Origin of the sequence: Aquabacter sp., assembly GCF_965279295.1 — a bacterium.
Taxonomy (GTDB): Bacteria; Pseudomonadota; Alphaproteobacteria; order Rhizobiales; family Xanthobacteraceae; genus Aquabacter.
Genome location: NZ_CBDIHQ010000006.1, coordinates 53,341 through 72,758, shown reverse-complemented (window position 1 = coordinate 72,758; position 19,418 = coordinate 53,341). Strand labels below are relative to the sequence as shown.

General features: G+C 64.7%; 18 protein-coding genes and 1 tRNA gene. 13 read left to right on the top strand and 6 right to left on the bottom strand.

Going from position 1 to position 19,418, the window contains the following annotated elements:
- Positions 1-267: 267 nt before the first annotated feature.
- Complete coding sequence (locus tag ADADO0_RS01815) at positions 268-846, bottom strand: L,D-transpeptidase (RefSeq protein WP_511303372.1); 579 nt, start codon at positions 844-846, stop codon at positions 268-270.
- Positions 847-969: 123 nt separating this feature from the next.
- Positions 970-1,797 (bottom strand): alpha/beta fold hydrolase, encoded by an 828-nt coding sequence (locus ADADO0_RS01810; protein WP_511303371.1) that lies wholly within the window; start codon positions 1,795-1,797, stop codon positions 970-972.
- 103 nt (positions 1,798-1,900) lie between these two features.
- Here ADADO0_RS01810 and ADADO0_RS01805 point away from each other — a divergent pair, with 103 nt between their 5' ends.
- Positions 1,901-2,203, top strand: coding sequence for a hypothetical protein (locus ADADO0_RS01805; protein ID WP_511303370.1), 303 nt, complete (start codon positions 1,901-1,903; stop codon positions 2,201-2,203).
- Positions 2,204-2,267: 64 nt separating this feature from the next.
- Positions 2,268-3,122: an inositol monophosphatase family protein gene (locus ADADO0_RS01800; RefSeq protein WP_511303369.1), complete on the top strand. Its 855-nt coding sequence runs from the start codon at positions 2,268-2,270 to the stop codon at positions 3,120-3,122.
- Positions 3,123-3,131: 9 nt separating this feature from the next.
- On the opposite strand, the gene ADADO0_RS01795 is transcribed toward ADADO0_RS01800, so the two are convergent.
- Positions 3,132-3,485: a hypothetical protein gene (locus ADADO0_RS01795; protein WP_511303368.1), complete on the bottom strand. Its 354-nt coding sequence runs from the start codon at positions 3,483-3,485 to the stop codon at positions 3,132-3,134.
- 522 nt (positions 3,486-4,007) lie between these two features.
- Between ADADO0_RS01795 and ADADO0_RS01790 the strand changes: the two genes are divergently transcribed.
- The 5 genes from ADADO0_RS01790 (at position 4,008) to ADADO0_RS01770 (ending at position 7,854) form a co-directional block, all read left to right on the top strand.
- Positions 4,008-4,082, top strand: a tRNA-Val gene (locus tag ADADO0_RS01790).
- Positions 4,083-4,185: 103 nt separating this feature from the next.
- A complete protein-coding gene (locus tag ADADO0_RS01785; protein ID WP_511303408.1) occupies positions 4,186-4,803 on the top strand; it encodes a glutathione S-transferase family protein in 618 nt (205 codons plus the stop codon).
- A 17-nt stretch (positions 4,804-4,820) separates the two neighbouring features.
- A complete protein-coding gene (locus tag ADADO0_RS01780) occupies positions 4,821-5,534 on the top strand; it encodes a uracil-DNA glycosylase family protein (protein ID WP_511303367.1) in 714 nt (237 codons plus the stop codon).
- Positions 5,522-6,634: an Mrp/NBP35 family ATP-binding protein gene (locus ADADO0_RS01775; protein ID WP_511303366.1), complete on the top strand. Its 1,113-nt coding sequence runs from the start codon at positions 5,522-5,524 to the stop codon at positions 6,632-6,634. The genes ADADO0_RS01780 and ADADO0_RS01775 overlap by 13 nt, the downstream gene beginning before the upstream one ends.
- A gap of 128 nt (positions 6,635-6,762) precedes the next feature.
- A complete protein-coding gene (locus ADADO0_RS01770; protein WP_511303365.1) occupies positions 6,763-7,854 on the top strand; it encodes a TRAP transporter substrate-binding protein in 1,092 nt (363 codons plus the stop codon).
- A 111-nt stretch (positions 7,855-7,965) separates the two neighbouring features.
- On the opposite strand, the gene ADADO0_RS01765 is transcribed toward ADADO0_RS01770, so the two are convergent.
- Positions 7,966-8,382 carry a hypothetical protein gene (locus ADADO0_RS01765; RefSeq protein WP_511303364.1) on the bottom strand — a complete coding sequence of 139 codons (417 nt, stop codon included), beginning with the start codon at positions 8,380-8,382 and terminating at the stop codon, positions 7,966-7,968.
- Between the two features lie 251 nt (positions 8,383-8,633).
- Here ADADO0_RS01765 and ADADO0_RS01760 point away from each other — a divergent pair, with 251 nt between their 5' ends.
- The 3 genes from ADADO0_RS01760 (at position 8,634) to glyS (ending at position 13,223) form a co-directional block, all read left to right on the top strand.
- Positions 8,634-9,536: a glycine--tRNA ligase subunit alpha gene (locus ADADO0_RS01760; protein WP_511303407.1), complete on the top strand. Its 903-nt coding sequence runs from the start codon at positions 8,634-8,636 to the stop codon at positions 9,534-9,536.
- Positions 9,533-10,840 (top strand): MFS transporter, encoded by a 1,308-nt coding sequence (locus ADADO0_RS01755; RefSeq protein ID WP_511303363.1) that lies wholly within the window; start codon positions 9,533-9,535, stop codon positions 10,838-10,840. Before ADADO0_RS01760 ends, ADADO0_RS01755 begins: the two co-directional genes overlap by 4 nt.
- Positions 10,841-10,988: 148 nt before the next feature.
- Positions 10,989-13,223, top strand: a complete 2,235-nt coding sequence (gene glyS / locus ADADO0_RS01750; RefSeq protein ID WP_511303362.1) for a glycine--tRNA ligase subunit beta — start codon at positions 10,989-10,991, stop codon at positions 13,221-13,223.
- Positions 13,224-13,276: 53 nt separating this feature from the next.
- Here glyS and ADADO0_RS01745 read toward each other — a convergent pair whose 3' ends face one another.
- Together ADADO0_RS01745 and ADADO0_RS01740 are read right to left on the bottom strand one after the other, a co-directional pair.
- A complete protein-coding gene (locus ADADO0_RS01745; RefSeq protein ID WP_511303361.1) occupies positions 13,277-14,095 on the bottom strand; it encodes a class I SAM-dependent methyltransferase in 819 nt (272 codons plus the stop codon).
- On the bottom strand, positions 14,092-14,973 hold the full coding sequence (locus tag ADADO0_RS01740; RefSeq protein WP_511303360.1) for a metal-dependent hydrolase: 882 nt from the start codon (positions 14,971-14,973) through the stop codon (positions 14,092-14,094). Before ADADO0_RS01740 ends, ADADO0_RS01745 begins: the two co-directional genes overlap by 4 nt.
- 313 nt (positions 14,974-15,286) lie before the next feature.
- Here ADADO0_RS01740 and ADADO0_RS01735 point away from each other — a divergent pair, with 313 nt between their 5' ends.
- From ADADO0_RS01735 to ADADO0_RS01725, 3 genes are all read left to right on the top strand, one after another.
- Positions 15,287-17,002, top strand: coding sequence for a class I SAM-dependent methyltransferase (locus ADADO0_RS01735; protein WP_511303359.1), 1,716 nt, complete (start codon positions 15,287-15,289; stop codon positions 17,000-17,002).
- A gap of 79 nt (positions 17,003-17,081) precedes the next feature.
- Positions 17,082-18,488 (top strand): cytochrome P450, encoded by a 1,407-nt coding sequence (locus ADADO0_RS01730; protein WP_511303358.1) that lies wholly within the window; start codon positions 17,082-17,084, stop codon positions 18,486-18,488.
- A complete protein-coding gene (locus tag ADADO0_RS01725) occupies positions 18,479-19,396 on the top strand; it encodes a lysophospholipid acyltransferase family protein (RefSeq protein WP_511303357.1) in 918 nt (305 codons plus the stop codon). The genes ADADO0_RS01730 and ADADO0_RS01725 overlap by 10 nt, the downstream gene beginning before the upstream one ends.
- Positions 19,397-19,418 lie beyond the last annotated feature (22 nt).

The window sequence follows — 19,418 nt, the reverse complement described above, 5'->3', positions numbered from 1 at the left end:
GGAAAAGTTATTCCCTCTCCCGCAGGCGAGAGCTCTGCAAAAAGGGATATCGCAAACGCCCGCAGTTCGTTAGATGCCCGGGCCTGGCTGTTTCTACCTCTCCCCGAGGGGGAGAGGTCGGCTGCGAAGCAGCCGGGTGAGGGGGCTCCGACATCTCAAGGCTGGAGAGGGTTGTCCCCCTCACCCCAGCCCTCTCCCCCTTGGGGAGAGGGGGCATGCCGCAGTCACTCGACAAACACCACCAAAGCCGCGCCACCCCAAATCACATCACCGCATCACATAGACCGTCGCGCCGACCTTCACGCGATTGTAGAGATCGGTGACGTCGTCGTTGGTCATGCGGATGCATCCCGAGGAGACCGCCTGGCCGATGGTCTCGGGCTCGTTGGAGCCGTGGATGCGGTAGAGGCTGGAGCCGAGATACATGGCGCGCGCGCCGAGCGGGTTGTCGATGCCGCCGGGCATGTAGCGCGGCAGGTCGGGGCGGCGCTTCAGCATCTGCGCGGGCGGGGTCCAGCCCGGCCATTCGCGCTTCGCGCTCACGGTCTTCACGCCGGACCACTGGAAGCCGTCGCGGCCGACGCCCACGCCATACTGCACGGCCTGACCACGCGCGGTCACGTAATAGAGGCGCCGCTCGCTGGTGCTGACGACGATGCTGCCGGGCGCATATTTGGGGTCGATCGCCACCATCTGGCGCGGCATCCCTGAGGTGCCCGCGGTCATTCCGCCGAACAGCGAATTGAAATTGAAAATCTCGTAGCGGTCATCCGCATGCGCGGGGAGCGCTATGGCGCTGGCCAGGAGGGCGGTCGCAGCGAAAAGCCTAAATCTCAACGAGCCCATCTCATGTCCCTTTGGCGCCCTGGAACAGCACATGCGCCTGATCATGATCTCGCCGCAAATGCGGCACTGCTGCAACCGATTTATGGCTGTGCAAGTTCCCGTCCCACGCGTCTGTGATGCGTCTCACCCAAGGGAATGCAGGAAATCCCCCAGCAAACCGTTGAAGCGAGACGGATTTTCCAGAAACGGTGCGTGGCCGGTGGCGAGCCATTCCAGGCGCGCGCCGGACATGCTCGCCGCGATATACTCGGCCATGGCACGCGTGATCACCTGATCTTCCAAGCCATGGATCACAAGCGCGGGAATGCCCAGCGTGTCGAGCAGATGGCCGTGCTCCGCCGGGCGTCCCATGGCGGCGCGCACCTGGGGCGGCGCCATCATGGAGGCGGCGAGCAGGGTCTCGAACAGGTCCGGTTCCGGCTGGGTGTGGAAGCAGGCGCGCAGGAAGGCGCGGGTGGCGGCGATGCACACCTCTGGCTCGGCATCGGTCATCTGCCGCATCAGGGCGTTACAGGAACCGTAGAAATGCCGGGCGGTGTCGGTGACCGCATCCACGAAGACAAGGCCCGCGAGGCTGTCCGAACCGTAGGCGGCGAGATAATCGCAGATGATCCGCCCGCCGTAAGACCACCCCACCAGCACCGGCCGCTCCAGGCCGCACTGCGTGATGATGGCCTGCACCTCGTCGGCCCAGGGCCGGCTCTCGCGATAATAATGCCCACCGAGAGGCTTGTCCGAAGCGCCGTGGCCGCGCAGGTCATAGGTGACGAGCCGCAAATGGGCGATCGCGGGATCGCCGACCTGATGGGTCCAGCACAGCCCGGCCTGGGCATATCCGTGGATGAACAGGACCGCTCGCCCGTCCGGGTCGCCCCATTCCTTCACAGCGATGGAGAGGCCGTCCGGTGTCGTGACCCGGTGGCTGCGAAGGGGCAGGGCGCTGTTCGGCATGCCCCAGGTTAAACGGGCCGCAAGCCGCCTGCAAAGCTGGCGATGGAACCGCGGCGCGCTATCAATCCTTCCACTCCGTCTGGATATTCAGGAGGCTGCGTCCATGCGCATGGTTCCGATTGTACTCATCGCCGCCGGCACCCTGTGTGCCGCGTTTCCGGCGCAGGCGCGGCCCGCGAGCTACAAGATGGCCTGCGCCAGCGCCGCCGGCATGGTGGCGCGGCAGGGCGGGGTGGTGATGGACACGTCCGCGACAACGTTCGACCGCTACGTTTCCAGCCTGCGCTTCTGCATGCCGGGGCAGGCGCTCAAGCCCGAATGGGTGCCGGCCCGCGACACGCCGCAATGCTTCGTGGGCTACACATGCATTGATCCCGACCGCGGCTATTACCGCTGGGGCTTCTAAGCGGAGCGGGAACCACCCGCCGCCCGGCGGGTTTTCGTGACAGTCCCGCGTCAAGGAGCATCCGATGAGCGCTGCTGTGAGCGAATTGTCCGACGAAAATCTCAAGAAGATCGAGGCGCTCGCCGTGGACCTCGCCCGGCTCGCGGGAACCGAGATCACCGCGGCCCTCGGTGGCACGTTGGCAATCCGCTACAAGCCGGGCGCGGACAAGGAGGCTCTGTCTCTGCGCGATCCGGTCTCGGAAGTGGACACGCGCGTGGAGCAATTGATCCGCACGCGGGTCTCCGAAAACTTTCCCGATCACGAAATCCTCGGCGAAGAATTCAACGACGAGCGGGTTTACGGCTCCGGCTTCATCTGGGCGGTGGACCCGATCGACGGCACCGCCAATTTCGTCAACGGGTTTCCGCTGTTCGCCGGCTGCATCGGTGTTTTGTTTGAGGGCGAGCCGGTGGCGGGAGCGGTGTGGGTGTCCACCAGCCACGCCCTTCGATCCGGCGTCTATCACGCGCGGCGGAACGGCCCGCTGATGTTCGAGAACGACGTCATCAAGCCCACGCCGAATGCCGCCGTGCGCCGCCGACTGGTGGGTTCGCCCGGCATCACGGAACGCCTCGATATTGCAGCCGATCCCCGTAAGACCGGGTCGGCAGGCATCGAATGCGCCTTCGTCGCGGCCGGCCTCATGCAAGCCGCATGGTTTCAGCGGCCCAACGTATGGGACGTGGCGGCCGGCATCGCGCTGGTCCTGTCGGCAGGCGGCTCCGTGCGCACGCAGACTGCCGATGGCTGGGTGCCGTTCACCTCATTCGCCGCCCCGAACGGCAAGGACGACGTACCGAACCTGCGCGGCTGGCGTCAGGCCCTCGCCATCGGCGAGGCGGGCATCCTCGCCGATATCTGCTCCAAGGCGGCCTAAGCTGTGACCCTAGATATCGACCGGACCGGGCAGGGCGGCTGGATCACGCCAAGCGCGGATTTCAACCTTGCCCCTTACGGTTTCTTCGACGAAGCGGCCCTCGGTGTCGGTGCGAATATCGCCGCTCGGCGCCACCGAGAAGCGGACGATGACGCCCTGCCGCTCATCGGCGGTGAGGGTGAAACGTTGCTTGACGCCATCCAGGAAGACGTCCACGCGGTAGCCCTGATTGACCAGCCGCTGATAGGCGGACTGGCCGGGATCTCCATCGATGACCGAGATGCGCTGGCCTTCGGCACTGAAGGCGGATGACGCGGACACAAGGAACACGAGCGCCAGACCGGCGCGAACGGCGGATCTCATCGGCTTGTAACTCCCCCTATGAATCACCAAATAAAAACAAGTTCCATGCCAGTCGTCATTATTTTATCGCCACCTTGAGATGCGACAAATGCAAGCATTTCAAAGCTTAGACGTAGCGTTAGCCGTCTAAGCGACGGCCAAGTTCAAGATTTCGGCGTGGATTTTAACTTTGCGGCGACCGTCTTGGCGGTCACCTTGAGACCGTCCGCTACGACCAGATCGCTCAGCGACGGCCCCTCGGCGGAAGCCTCCAAGCGCTCCAGCACATCTTTAATGTGGTCAGGCTTGGCCTGTCCCGGCCATCCAAGCCGGGCCGCCTCGCGTGCCTTGAAGGCAGATCCCCGGCGAGTTTCTGGATAACCGGGACAAGCTCGGCCATGACAATGAAGAGGCGTCTACGCGTTCAAGCAGGGTCCCAGCCGATCAAGTCGCCTGTGTCCCCCTCTTCCCACGCAAAGGGCCTTGACACTTCGGCGCCTGCCGCACTACATCGCGCCTCTCGCCATTGGCGCGACCATGGCAGGGCGATTAGCTCAGCGGGAGAGCACTCCCTTCACACGGGAGGGGTCACAGGTTCAATCCCTGTATCGCCCACCATTCCTGCCTTCGGCAGCACCCGCATTCCGCAGCCGCTCGCGCCTTGACGCTGCCCATGTCCCATGGTCTGTCCCCCGTCGAAGTCACGGGAATGACCACGGCCATGCTGCTCTATCTTTCCACCCGCTCGCCCAATCCCCGTCGTGTGCAGTTCTTCCTTGCGGAGAAGGGCGTCGAGGTTCCGGTGGTGATGGTGGATCTCGCCAAGATGGAGCACATGCAGGACGATTTCCTGGCGCTGAATCCGCGCAAGAAGCTCCCTGTGCTCCAATTGGAAAGCGGCACGGTGATCGCGGAAAGCATCGCCATCTGCCGCTATTTCGAGGCGTTGCACCCGGAGCCCAACCTGTTCGGCCGCACCGCCGAGGAGCAGGGTCTGGTGGAGATGTGGCTGCGCCAGTGCGAGATCGAGCTGATGCTGCCGATCCAGTTCGCCTTTCGGCACATCCATCCCGCCCTTGCCGAGCGGGAGGTGCCGCAGGTGAAGGAGTGGGGCGAGGCGAACAAGCCGAAGGCCCTGGATTTCCTCGCCTATCTCGACTGGCGCCTGGGCGACAGCCGCTATATTGCGCTCGACCGCTTCACCGCCGCCGACATCGTCGCCCTGGTCGCGATCGACTTCATGCGCGCCGCCCGCATCGCCGTGCCGGAAGACCATACCAACATCGCCCGCTGGCGCGCTGAAGTCTCGGCACGTCCCGCCGCAAAGGCGGGGGCCTGAGGGCGGTCTGATCATTGATGGCTGAGACTGGCGCGGGGCAGGGGGAACTGGACGATTTGCTGGGCGCGATCCGTGCCTGCCGCGCGTGCGTGGAGACGCCGATCGGCGCGCCGCTGCCGCATGAGCCGCGCCCGGTGCTGCGGGCGTCCGCCACCGCGCGCATTCTGGTGGCGAGCCAGGCGCCGGGCACCAAGGTGCACCTTTCCGGCATTCCCTTCACCGATGCCTCCGGCAACCGCCTGCGCCGCTGGATGGGTGTGGACGATGCCACCTTCTACGATGTGTCGCGCATCGCCATCGCCCCCATGGGCTTCTGCTTTCCCGGCCAGGACGCCAAGGGCTCGGACCTGCCGCCGCGCCGGGAGTGCTTGGCGCTCTGGCACGACCGGCTGTTCGCGACCCTGCCTGAATTTGACCTCGTGCTGGCCATCGGCCGCCCGGCGCAGGCCTATCATCTGAAGCGCCTCGGCCTGGGGCATCTGCTGGGCAAGGGGCTCACCGAGACGGTGGCGGCGTGGCGGCAGGTGCGGGCTTCGCGCAACGACACGCGGGTTTATGCGCTGCCCCATCCCTCCTGGCGCAACACTGGATGGCTCAAGGCGAACCCCTGGTTCGAGGCCGACCTGCTGCCGGAGCTTCAGGCTGACATCGCCGCCAGCCTCGACCGCGCCCAGCGGGTGTGCAAAGGAAGAGACAAATCAGATCGGGAGGGCTCGACATGGCCGAAGTGACGGAAGAGGGCGTGCGTCAGGCGCTTGCGAAGGTGCGCACCCCTGAAGGCGTGCCGCTCTCCGCTTCGCCCGCCCTTTCGGGCATCGTCGTCACCAGCGGCAAGGTCTATCTCTCAATCAATGTGGATGCCGCCCAGGCCCGCGCCTGGGAGAGCGTGCGCATCGCCGCTGAGGATATCGTCAAGGCGATGCCCGGCGTCGCCTCAGCCCTGGTCGCCCTCACTGCCGAGCGTAAGGCGGGCGGCGCGAAGCCCGGCCCAGCCGGAGCGCCGCAGCCGAGCGGCGGCAAGGCCATCGAGGTTCCGGGCGTCGCCGCGATCATCGCCGTGGCCTCGGGCAAGGGCGGGGTGGGCAAATCGACCCTCGCCATCAATCTCGCGCTCGGCCTTCGTGATCTCGGGCTGAAGATCGGCCTGCTGGATGCCGACATCTACGGTCCCTCGGTGCCGCGCCTCTCCGGTGTGCACGCCAAGCCTGAGGTGATTGAAGGGCGCACCATGATGCCGCTGGAGAATTTCGGTCTCCAGCTCATGTCCATCGGCTTCATGGTGGAAGAAGACACCCCCATGATCTGGCGTGGGCCCATGGTCATGTCCGCGCTCACGCAGATGCTGCGGGAGGTGAAATGGGGGCCGCTCGATGTGCTGGTGGTGGACATGCCCCCCGGCACGGGCGATGCCCAACTCACCATGGCGCAGCAGGTGAACCTTGCCGGGGCGGTCATCGTCTCCACCCCGCAGGATCTCGCGCTGATGGACGCGCGGCGCGGCATCGCCATGTTCCAGCGCGTGAATGTGCCGATCCTGGGCGTGGTGGAGAACATGTCCTATTTCATGTGCCCCCATTGTGCCGGGCGGTCCGACATCTTCGGCCATGGCGGGGCGCGCCACGAGGCGGAAAAGCTCGGCGTGCCGTTCCTCGGCGAAGTGCCGCTCAACATGCGCATCCGCGAGATGTCGGACGCCGGTCTGCCGATCCTGGTGTCCGATCCGCAGAGCCCGGAAGCGGAGACCTACCGCGAGATCGCCCGCGCGGTGCGCGCCTCTATGGAGCGTTCCGGCTCCAGCGCCCGCAAGGCGCCGCGCATCGTGATCGAATAGCGCGAAGTCCCGCCCTCTCAGTCTTTGGGATGACGCCGGAGGCGCTTCCATCCGTGCGCGGGGCGCACTAGAAGGAAGCGGGGTGAACGTCCAACACACGTTCCAAAAGATGATCCAGGGAGACGCCTATGAAACGCCGTGAATTCCTGACCGCCGCAGGCGCGGGTGTCGCCGCCTCGACGGCTGTTGCCATGCCCGCACTTGCGCAGTCCACGCCCGAAGTGAAGTGGCGCTGCACGTCCTCGTTCCCGAAGTCGCTCGACACCATCTACGGCGCCGCCGAACTGATGGCCAAGACCGTCTCCGAAGCGACCGACGGCAAGTTCCAGATCCAGGTGTTCGCGGCCGGCGAAATCGTGCCCGGCCTTCAGGCCCTCGACGCGACGCAGAACAACACCGTCGAGATGTGCCACACCGCCTCTTATTACTATGTCGGCAAGGATCCGACCTTCGCGTTCGGCTCCGCCTTTCCGTTCGGCCTCAATGCCCGCCAGATCAATGCATGGTTCTACCATGGCGGCGGACTTGAGCTGCTGAACGACTTCTACAAGAAGTACAACGTCTACATGCTGCCCGGCGGCAACACCGGCGGTCAGATGGGCGGCTGGTTCCGCAAGGAAATCAAGACGGTCCAGGATCTCCAGGGCCTCAAGATGCGCATCGCGGGCATCGCTGGCCAGATCATGGCCAAGCTTGGCGTCGTGCCGCAGCAGCTGGCCGGCGGCGACATCTATCCCGCGCTGGAAAAGGGCACCATCGACGCCGCCGAATGGGTCGGCCCCTATGACGACGAGAAGCTCGGCCTCCAGAAGGTCGCGCCTTATTATTATTATCCCGGCTGGTGGGAAGGCTGCGCTTCGCTGACCTTCTTCTACAACCAGACCAAGTGGAACGAGCTTCCCAAGAGCTACCAGGCCATCCTGCGCGCCACCGCCGCACAGGCCAACGAGAACATGCTGGCCAATTACGATGCCAAGAACCCCGCCGCCGTGCAGCGGCTGGTCAAGGCCGGCACGCAGCTCCGCCGCTTCCCGAACGAGATGATGGACGCCTGCTACAAGGTCGCGCAGGAACTCTATGCGGAAATCAGCGAGAAGAACCCGGACTTCAAGAAGGTCCACGATGCGGCCAAGGCGTTCCGCAACGAGGAATATCTGTGGTGGCAGATCGTCGAATACACCTATGACGACTACATGGTCCGCGCCCGCACCCGCGGCTGATCCGGCCGTCTGACACACGAAAAGACCCCGGAGCACAATGTGCTCCGGGGTCTTTTTTTGCCCTGCGCTCAAGGCGCAGCGTCATTCGACGCCGGCCGTGAGCGCGTGGCTTCAGCGCGTGGCGCCGGGGGTGGCGCCGGTGCGGCCGCCTTCCTGGGCGGGGCCGGCCTGCGTGTTCGGGGTCGGGGCTGTGCCCGAGCCGGTGCGCGGCGCAACCGAGCCAGTGGCGTCGGTGCCGCCCATGGTGCTGCTGCCACCCGGAGTGGCCTGGACGCGGCTGCCTTCCTGAGCGCCGCCGGACTGGGTGTTCGGCGTCGCCATGGTGCCGCTGCGGCTCGGCTGGGCAGCCTTGTCACCAGGGTTCACGGCGCCGGAGCCGCTGGCGCCAGGCGTCATGGTGGTGCGGCCGCCTTCTTGAGCCGGACCCTTGTGCGGGTCCTGTCCGGCAGCGGTGCCGCTCATCTGAGCAGAGGCGCCGATGGTGGACAGGGCCAGAAACGCGGCGGTGGCGAGGGTAAGCTTGTGCATGATATTGTCTCCTTATCGCTTCCCGTAGACCCTAATAACGCCGTGCAACCCATTGGGTTCATTCACATAGATTTTTCGTTAACCACCGTCCTTTGCGGGAACCGACGCCGTTGCTTCAGCTTGATCTCGCCCCGGCGCGCAACTAGTGTCCGCCCGCGCGCTTCTTGCCGCGCGCCCTTGACGCGCCCCCTTGGGCGCCACCACGCGACAATCCGATAGGACACCAGATGGATTCGGCGCTGCCGCCGCATATGCGACCGGACAAGTCCTTCCAGGGGCTCCTTCTGACTTTGCAGCGGTTCTGGGCCGACCAGGGCTGCGTGATCCTGCAGCCCTACGACATGGAAGTGGGAGCAGGCACGTTCCATCCCTCAACCACGCTGCGGGCGCTCGGGCCGCGCCATTGGAAGGCGGCTTATGTGCAGCCCTCGCGCCGCCCGAAGGACGGGCGTTATGGCGAGAACCCCAACCGGCTCCAGCATTATTACCAATTCCAGGTCATCCTGAAGCCCTCGCCGGACGATCTGCAAGACCTCTATCTGCGCTCGCTCGCCGCCATCGGCATCGATACGAAGCTGCACGACGTGCGTTTCGTCGAGGACGATTGGGAAAGCCCGACCCTCGGCGCCTGGGGTCTGGGCTGGGAATGCTGGTGTGATGGGATGGAAGTCTCGCAATTCACCTATTTCCAGCAGGTGGCGGGCTTTGAATGCGCGCCGGTGGCCGGCGAACTGACCTATGGCCTGGAACGCCTCGCCATGTATGTGCAGGGGGTCGAGAACGTCTACGACCTCAACTTCAACGGCCGCGAAGGCGCCGAGAAGGTCACATATGGCGACGTGTTCAAGCAGGCCGAGCAGGAATATTCCCGGCACAATTTCGAGCACGCCGACACCGACATGCTGCTGGAGCAGTTCCGCATGGCGGAGGGCGCCTGCGTGCGCTACCTCAAGGCTGGCGACGCCGGCGAGAAGCACCTGATGGTGTTGCCCGCCTACGACCAGTGCATCAAGGCGTCCCACGTCTTCAATCTGCTGGACGCGCGCGGGGTCATCTCCGTCACCGAGCGCCAGAGCTATATCCTGCGGGTGCGCGAACTGGCGAAAGCCTGTGGTGCCGCCTGGCTGAAGACCGAGGCAGGCGGGGTGGCGTGACGGCGGTTTCGGATACCATTCCGTCAGGGCTGGCTGTGCCGACCCAAAGGGCGACGCCGCGCATGATCGCGGCGGGTGCGCTCGGCAATCTGCTGGAATGGTACGACTTCGCCGCCTACGGTTTCTTCGCCGCCATCTTCGCGAAGAACTTCTTCCCCGGCGCCACGCCCTTCATCGGCCTGATTTCGGCCTTCGGCATCTTTGCGGCGTCATTCCTGATGCGCCCGCTGGGTGCCGTGGTGTTCGGCCATATCGGCGACCGCTACGGGCGCCGGAAGGCGCTTTATATCTCCGCCGGCATGATGACCGTCTCCACGGTGATCATCGGCCTGGTGCCCACCTATGCCACCATCGGCGCGTTCGCGCCCGTGCTGCTGCTGATCTTGCGTCTGGCGCAGGGCGTGTCGATCGGCGGGGAATACACCACCTCCGCCATTTTCCTGGGCGAGAATACCGATCCCGCCCGGCGCGGCTTCACCACCGCCTTCGCGGCGATGGGCGCGACCGGCGGCACGCTGCTGGGTTCAGCCGCCGGCTCGCTCTGCGCCGCGCTTCTCACGCAGGAGCAATTGGTGGACTGGGGATGGCGCCTGCCGTTCCTGGCCGGAGTGGTGTTGGGTGGCTTCACGCTCTTTCTGCGGGGCGCGGAAGGCGAGGAGGCGGGCACCGCCCCGCCGGACGCCGCCATGCCGCTGGTCGAGGCCTTCCGCGAGGATTGGCGCAACATCCTGCGCTCCGTCGCGCTCAACGCCATGCTCGGCGCGGGCTTCTATCTGATCTTCGTCTATCTCACCACCTACATGCATCAGGTGGACGGCCTGCCGGAGAGCGAAGCCCTTGAGATCAATACCGCCAGCATGGTGGTTCTGCTGATCCTGGTGTTCTTCTTCTCTGCGCTCACCGACAAGGTTGGCCGCAAGGTCGTGATCGTGGCGGGGCTCGCGGGGCTACTGGTGTTTTCCTGGCCGTTGTTCTGGCTCATCGCCAGCCGCGATCCTTACTGGGTGCTGGCGGGGCAGATGGGTTTCGCGGTGCTGGTCGCCGCTTATGCGGGTCCCATGCCCTGCGCCCTGGTGGAGATGTTCAAGCACAAGACGCGCTGCTCGGCGCTGTCGGTGAGCTACAATCTCGCCATGGGGATCGCCGGCGGCACGGCGCCCATGGTCGCGGTTTATCTGGTGGGCCGAACCCATGACGACATGGCGCCGGCCTTCTACCTGATGGCCCTGGCGGCCATCTCCCTCGTCGCCGCGCTGACCATGACGGACCGCACCGGGCACTCGCTGACGGCGGAGCAGAGCTGATCACGGTTCAATAATGCGGCGGGCACCTTGGCGCCCGTGCCGTTAGGTCTTGGTCACGAAAGCCGCGGGTCTCGACGGGACAGGCGAAACCCTCTAGGCAATCCTCAGCCCTCCAACCGAAACGGCGCCCGCGCGCCGCACGGACGCCATGCCCGATCTGCTCCTCGAACTCTTCAGCGAAGAAATCCCGGCCCGCATGCAGGCCCAGGCGGCCGACACGCTGCGCCGGCTGGTGACGGATGCGCTGGTGGAGCGCGGCTTGCTGTATGAAGGCGCGAAAGCCTTCGTCACGCCGCGCCGGCTGGCATTGGCCGTCCACGGACTGCCGGGCCGCCAGAAGGACATGCGCGAGGAAAAGAAGGGCCCCCGCGTCGGCGCGCCGGATGGCGCGATCCAGGGCTTCCTCAAAAGCGCCGGGCTGTCCTCCATCGATCAGGCCAGCATTCAGACCGATCCCAAGAAGGGCGATTTTTACGTCGCCGTCGTGGAGCGCGCCGGGCGCCCCACCACCGAGGTGATCGCGGAAATCGTCCCGCAGATCATCCGCAGCTTCCCCTGGCCGAAATCCATGCGCTGGGGCAGCGGCACGCTGCGCTGGGTGCGCCCGCTGCAATCCATCCTGTGCACCTTCGGCACGGATATGGAAGACCCCGAAATCGTGCGCTTCGAGGTGGACGGCATCGTCTCCTCCAATGTCACCTATGGCCACCGCTTCCTGGCGCCCGAGGCGATCACCGTGCGGCGCCTCGAGGATTGGCTTTCCAAGCTGGAGGCCGCCAAGGTCATCGCCGACCGCGACCGCCGCAAGGCCGCGATCCTGGCCGATGCCAAGGACCTCGCCCTGGTGCACGGCCTGGACCTGGTGGACGACGAGGGGCTTCTTGACGAGGTCGCCGGCCTCGTGGAATGGCCAGTTGTGTTGATCGGCACCTTCGAGGAGGCGTTCCTCGATATTCCCGACGAGGTGATCCGCGCCACCATCCGCGCCAACCAGAAGTGCTTCGTGCTGAAGGACCCGCGCACCGGGCGCTTGGCCAATCGCTTCATCCTGGTGTCGAACCTTGCTGCCTCCGACCAGGGCGCGGCCATCGTCGCCGGCAACGGACGGGTCATCCGCGCCCGCCTGTCGGATGCGAAATTCTTCTGGGATACCGATCGCGGCACCAAGCTGGAGGACCGTCTGGCGAAGTTCGACCAGATCACCTTCCACGAGAAGCTGGGCAACCAGGCCGCGCGCATCACCCGCATCGCCGTCCTGGCGCGCGAGATCGCCCCCAAGGTCGGGGCCGACCCGGTTCTCGCGGAGCGTGCCGCGCGCCTCGCCAAGGCGGACCTGCTGACTGAGGTGGTGGGCGAATTCCCCGAGCTTCAGGGCCTGATGGGCCGCTATTACGCCGAGGGCGAGGGCTTGCCGGCGGAGATCGCCGCCGCCAGCGAAGAGCATTATAAGCCCCAGGGGCCGTCCGACCGTGTGCCGACCGCGCCGGTCTCCATCGCTGTTGCGCTGGCGGACAAGATCGACACGCTGGTTGGCTTCTGGGCCATCGACGAGAAACCCACAGGCTCCAAGGATCCGTTCGCCCTGCGCCGCGCCGCGTTGGGCGTGATCCGCATCGTGCTGGACAACCAGCTTCGCCTGCCGCTGCTGCCCCTGCTGGTGGAGGCGAGCCGGCCGATCCTGGGCGAAGCGCATTACGACGCCCACCCCCACGATGTGTTCCATCTGGAAACGCTGGCGGACAAGGTGGTCAGCGACCTGCTGCGCAATTTCGCCGGGCGGCTGGTGAAGGCGGTGCCCGGCACCTCGCCGGCCGAGCTTGCCAGGATCGAGGGCCTGACCATGGCCTCGGATCTCTCCACCGATCTGCTGTCCTTCTTCGCGGATCGCCTGAAGGTGCATGTGCGCGAGGCCGGTGCCCGCCACGACCTCGTGGACGCCGTGTTCGCGCTCCCCGGTCAGGATGACCTGCTGCTGATCGTGCGGCGCGTGGAGGCCCTCCAGCGGTTCCTGGAGACCGAGGACGGCCGCACCCTGCTCGCCGGCTATCGCCGCGCGGTGAACATCCTGCGCATCGAAGAGAAGAAGGACGGCGCCCGCTACGAAGGCCCCGCCGATGCACGCTTCCTCCTGGAGCCCGCCGAGGAACGCCTCGCCGCCGCCATCGAGAGGGTGAAGGTGCAAGTGGCCGAGGCTGTGGCCCACGAAGACTACGCGCAGGCGATGGCAGCTCTGTCCCACCTGCGCGCGCCGGTGGATGTCTTCTTCGAGGCGGTGACGGTGAACGCCCCCGACGGCACGCTCCGCGTGAACCGACTGCGCCTGCTGGACGAAATCCGCGCCGCGACCCGCGCCATCGCCGACTTCGACCGCATCGACGGCTGAGGGCGAGGGCACTGCGTTTCGCCCGATAGTTCTCTCCCTAGGCGGGGGAGGGGCTACGCAACCTTTTGATAGCGGCGGGCGACGTAGACGACATCGTTAGCGGCGAGGGCCTTATAAAGGATCGACCCCTTGGAGCCGGAAAATTCGTACATGAACTTCCGCACCAGCGGAAACTTGTCGATGCTCCTGCGCTTGCGTGCATCCACCGCATCGAGAGCGGAAACAACACCCGCCGACAGATCATCCTCGCGCATCAGTTGAAGGCCGGGCGCGGCCAGTTGACGATCGAGGTCCGCGAGCATGGGCTTTGACCGCATGTCGGCGAAGGTGAACCAGCCGCCCGGCGCCAGCACGCGGGACACTTCGCGCGCGAACGCAGCGACATCGCCATAGCAATGCGACGACTCGATATTGACGACGATGTCCATGGACCCGTCGGCAAAGGGGAGCTTTTCGGCGTCGCCGATCTCAAAGGAGAGCGCGGCGGTGTCACGGTTCAGCTTGCGCGCCAAACGCACCGTGGCGGGGGAATAGTCGAGACCGACCACAGACGCGGGAGCGTGATATCTCGCGATGTAGCGTGATCCGCCGCCGCGGCCCGCGCCCACCTCAAGAACCCGTGCGCCTTCGAGATGCAGTCCGGTCACCGCCTGATGATAGAGGCCGATAAAGGCCCGTTCCTCCTCATCCTGCGGGTTCAGCGCGAACGTCCCGTCCTTCGGCAGGAAGCCGTAGTTCATGAAGCGCCACGCCTCGTCGCGCCACGACCAGGAGAGGATATTGTAGACGCCGCGCCATGCGAATTTCCGGGTGCGCGCCAGGTGGCCGGTCTCGGTCGCCTGAAGAATTCTGGAAAAGAGGCGGCTCGTCATGCTTTTGCGCTGTCACGCTCGGCCGCGTCCCGCGCGGCGAGGTCGCGCTCAAGCCAATCACGGCCTTTCTGCACGAGCGCTTCATCGTCTTTATTTCGAGGGTTAAAGCCCGGCATGTAGTAGCGGATCCAGACCCCGAAGCAGCGGCTGAAAAACGCGGGTTTTACGAACAGCACACCAAACACGGTCAGCCAAAATCGCGGTCCCGCCTTCACACCATCTGTGTGGATGTAGACCGGCAGATTCCTCAGGAAAATAAAGAGGAAGGGAATAGCTGTGGCATTCATGCCCAATACGCGCAGGAAGTAGCGTTTCCATCCGGCAAGGCCGGGCGTGACGGCGTGAAGCACGTCGAGCGCCACCGCCTTGTGTTCCGTCTCTTCCAGGGCATGCCACATCCAGAGCCGTCGATAGGCTGGCGCAGCGCCGTCCAGCAGCTCCGGGTTGCGCAGAGCGATCGTTGAAAACGCGGCGGTCAGATGCTCGATGGCGCATGTCACCGAGAGCCTCTGAAGCGGGTCCGTGACAATATCAAGCGCCTGCTGGACCAGCTTTTCCATCTTGGGGACATCATAGCCCAGCGCGATCATGGCACGATTGTACCCCTCGTGCTCGCGGGTGTGATAGGCCTCCTGCACGGCATATCCGTTGATCTCCGCCGCAAGCTCCTTGTCGCCGAGCTTGGAGGCGTAGTGCTTGAGGGAACGGATAAAGAACCGCTCTCCCTCGGGCAGGAATATAGACAGGCCGTCGATAATTGCGGTCTTGTGGATGTCTCCGTCGAACCAATGCCGCTGCGCATTGCCGGGGATATCGAAGTGGATGTCGCGCGGGATGATCTCATCCGCACCGGACAAGAATGCCGCCCCCTTCACCATGGAGCTATCAGCATGACGTCCGCCTCCAACACGAGAACCATCGACACGAGACCCATTCCTGCCACCGCCACAGCCGCCGAACCAGCATATCTGGCCGGCGAATTTGCAAGAGGGCTGAGGTGGGGCACACGCGGATTATAGCGCGATAAGCCGATGGCAATCGAGCGTGAATGATTCCAACCTTATCAACCCACCGCATCCAGACTGTCGCGGCAAAGCCATGAATTCTCGGCACAAGACGCGTGATGCCGTCTTGCAGCTTGTCGCCCTTAACCGCGCTGTCTATGCAGGGGGCTAGCGGAAGAGGGAATGAATGAGCTGGCTCAAGCGCGCGAGGGGCGCCATTTTGGGAATGTCGTCCGGCGAAACATCGCCTGTCGGAACAACGTCCACTGAAGCCGGAACCTCACCTCCCGTCCTGTGGGATGGCCTCGAAGCGGTGCAAGCCGCCATCAATGAAAAGCTCACCGGTTCCCCGGAGCGCCATCCGGCCGCCCAAGCCTGTCTCGACCATGGCGCGATCACACGCTGCCTCGTCCTGGGGGATACCGAGAGCGAGACGGTATGCATTGAATCTGCGCTCGCAGCCCAGAGCATCGCCGCCGATGCAACGGTGCTTTTGCCTGCCGGGGGCCGTGTCGACCGGTCGCTTCTGGACGGCAGCGTAGGTGCGGCGCTCGCCAATGCGACGCATTTCGATGCGGCACTGGTCTCGCTTTCGCTGGCGAACCTGCGGGACCCAGTCGCGCTCTTCTCCTGGCTGCATGACAATCTCGCCGAAGACGCGCTGCTCTGGCTGCATCTGAGGGATCTCGATGGCGTGGGCTTGCCGGATCCAACGCGGCTCATGGATGCGTTTTTACAGCAGGTGCCGAGCCGCTGGCGCTTGAAGGCGCGGTATGAGGGCGCCCCTGCGGTGGCTCAGATCGGCACACCGTCTTCCCGGGCCTGCGAGAGTGCGTTGCGGGCGTACTTCGACGTCACATCCACCGCGAGCCGTGGCGGGACGCTACTGGCGCCGCTTTTCTCCACGGGGTGCATCTCTCCTGAGATGGACAGCGACCTTGAGGGCCGCGCCCTCCTGCGCGCGCTCTACCTGCTTGAAGCCCAACTGGTGGAACGAGGCGAAATGCTCAGCCGCGAGGCGATTTATGTGGCGCGGCCAAGGGGGGCTCGCGCGGAAACCATCGAGAGCCTGTTCGAGGCGTATGCCGGCCCCCTACCTGAGGCGTCTAAAACCGGAATGTCCGGGCCCCTGCCGCAATGGATCGACTTCAACATCTTTGCCGCGCTTCATAGCGCGCGTGCAACAGACTGGGTGGCGCCCTTCCCACCCGAGACCTTGATGTATCACACCACCGGCCTGGTTCAGCCGGCGGGCTTTGCCGGCCACGGGGCGGATATCCTGACCGCGTTTGCAGCCGCCAGTCCGCGTGCGCTCAACAGCTTCGAGTCCGTCCTGGACTTCGGGGTCGGTGTCGGGCGGGTCGGCCGCTATTTCAAGGGGTTCTCGGGCCGGTATGTCGGGGTCGATATCGACAGCGCGAACATCGCCTGGGTTTCCGAGAGCCTGCCCTGGATCGAGGCCATCCACACCAAGCCGGCGGAACCTCTGCCGTTCGAGGCTGCGACGTTCGACTGCGTGATCAGCGTATCCGTCTTCACCCATATCGACCGGCAGTCGACCGAGTTTTATATCGACGAACTGCACCGGGTGACCCGCCCGGGAGCTTTGCTGTTTCTCACCCTGCACGGCCTGTGCGCGCTTGAGCTGGGCATCTCAGACGAAACCGTGGCCAGCCTCATGGGCGTTGCGCCCGACCGCCTGCTACAGGCCAAGGCGACCTTGGCCGAGGTTGGCTTCGACTTCGCCGAGCAATACACTCACCTTACGCAAGAGCATTATCGCTATGGGACGACGTTCGTTTCTCAGGCGGAACTGCTGTTCGGCCGCAAATTCTCGGTGCATGCCGTGATTCCCGGCGCCATTCACGACTTCCAGGACTTGATCGTCCTTGAGCGGCACTAGAGGCACCCACGGCGCTTGAAAATGGGTTAGGAATAGAGACAAGGCCGCCAAGTGCTCTCGCGCCAGGAATGACCACTTGATGCTGCGCTTTTTCTACACGCCACAGCCCATCATCGAGGAGAAGGGTCCCGGTTACTTTATCCCGGCCCATATCAAGCCGCGCGCGAAGCCGTTGAACGGCCTTGGAATGGCGATCGGTGCCAAGCACAATCTGATCGGCGATTGGATGGCGCAGCATTATAGAAGCTGCGTCGATAGCTTTCGGATGTGGAAGCGCCAGATCGTCGTCGTGAATTCGCCCGATGCGATCAAGCACGTCATGGCGACCCATCACGACATCTATGAGCGCAAAAGCCCGCAGATGCGGCGGGCGCTCGAATATCTCCTGGGCGATGGCCTCTTCATCAGCGATGGCGAAACCTGGAAGCGACGGCGGCCGCTGGTCGCCGACATCGTGCACAAAAATCGGCTTCCAGGCTTCGCGCCGACCATGGAGCGGGTCGCCGTCGAGATGACGGGCCGCTGGTCGGAGCGTGGAGAGGGCGAAGCCTTCGACATGCTGAGCGAGATGGCCGAGCTGACCGCCGAGATCATTGCCCGCACCGTCTTCGGCCGGCAGCTCGGGGCAGGGGCGGCACGTTCCGTTATCGCCGGTTTCACGCAATACCAGCGCCATGTGGACAGCTTCAATCTCGGCTACTTCCTGGGCGCGGACGAAGGCTGGCCGATCTTTCGCTCACGCGGGCTTCGCCGTGGCGCTCGGCAGGTTCAGCGCGTGATCGACGATATCGTCGAGCGGCATCTGCAAGGCGCCGGTGAAGACGGCTCGATGATCGACATTCTTGTCAAGCGCAGCGCCAAGAGCCCGACGCTTCAACTGGATGTCCAGGCGTTGCGCAACGAGGCCGCGACGATCTTCATGGCCGGCCACGAGACCACGGCGTCTCTGCTGACCTGGAGTTGGTATTGCCTCGCGAACGCGCCTTGGGCCGAAGCGGCGCTGCACCGGGAGCTGGAAGAGGTGCTGGGCGACCGCCCGCCGACAGTCCAGGACGTCGCCTCCTTGCCCTATACGCGCGCCATCATCGAGGAGACGCTGCGGCTTTATCCGCCGGTGCCGATCATGTCGCGTCAGGCCAACAGGGCCGACCGCATCGGCGCGCTGGAGGTGGAAAAAGGCGCGCTGGTTTTGGTCGTTCCCTGGTTGCTGCACCGTGCAACCGATCTGTGGGAGGACCCGAACCACTTCAAGCCCGAACGCTTCCTCGGGCCAGAACGCCCGAGGCCCTACAGCTACATTCCCTTCGCCGCCGGACCCCGCATCTGCGCCGGTTTGGCCTTCGGCTTGACCGAGTCGATCCTCTGTCTGGCAACCTTGGCGCAGCGTTTTCGCGTCAGGCTCGCGACCACCAAACAGGTTGAGCCGGTTTGCCGCCTGACGCTTCGCCCGGCCGGGGGCCTTTCCATGAGGGTTGAATGTCGATGAGCGAACCCCTCCTTGAGAATCCCCCGGTCCACACGCTCCGCTCCCGGCTTCAGGATCTGGCGCACTACGCGCTTTATTACGGGCTGCGCTACGCGCCGATCGATGCGGTTTCGGCGATCGGCAGTGCGTTCGTCAGATGGAGCGTGCCCCGGAACCGTCCATGGATCCTTGAGGGCGCGCGCAACAACCTCAAGCGCCTCTGGCCGGACGCCGACGATGCCAAGATCAATGCGGCGGTCCTGCGCTTTCTCGACAATGTCGGGCGGTTGATGGCGGAGTTCGCGGTATTAACGCGCTTGCACGACGCCGGTCGCATCAAGGTGACGGAACGCTTTGAACGCCATGTGCCCGATCTTCCTAATGCAGCAACAGTCGCTGTGGCGCTTCATACCGGCAATTGGGAAACATCCATCGCGGCGCTGCACGCGCGTGGGCACAAGGTAACGGGCTTTGCGATCCCGCCTGAAACCTGGGCCCAACGTGTCATTGCAACGCGGGTCCGCAAGCACTTGGGGTTGACGACACTCCTGCCTGATGCGCGAGGGCTGCGGAGTGCGCGTCGCATATTGAAGGAGGGGGGGGTCGTTTACGTGTTCTGCGATGAGGCACGGGCCGGCCGAACCATGGGTCCGTTTTTTGGGCGACCGCCGCACCTGGAAGGCAACCTGGCCATCGCCGCTTGGCTTGCCCGCGACAGCGGTGCTCGGTTGGCGGTGGTGCATTGCCGGCGGGTGGAGAAAGCCAATTTTCTGATCGATGCCGTGCCGTATTTTCATCTGCCCGAGCGCACCGCGCCGGTGGAGCGGAAATCGACAGATGATGTCGCCTATCTCAACGCGATCATCGAGCCGATCGTGCTCGCGAACCTCGACCAATGGTATTTTCTCGATAACACCCTCGATCGGTAGTCCCCTTCAAGGCACCGTCGGC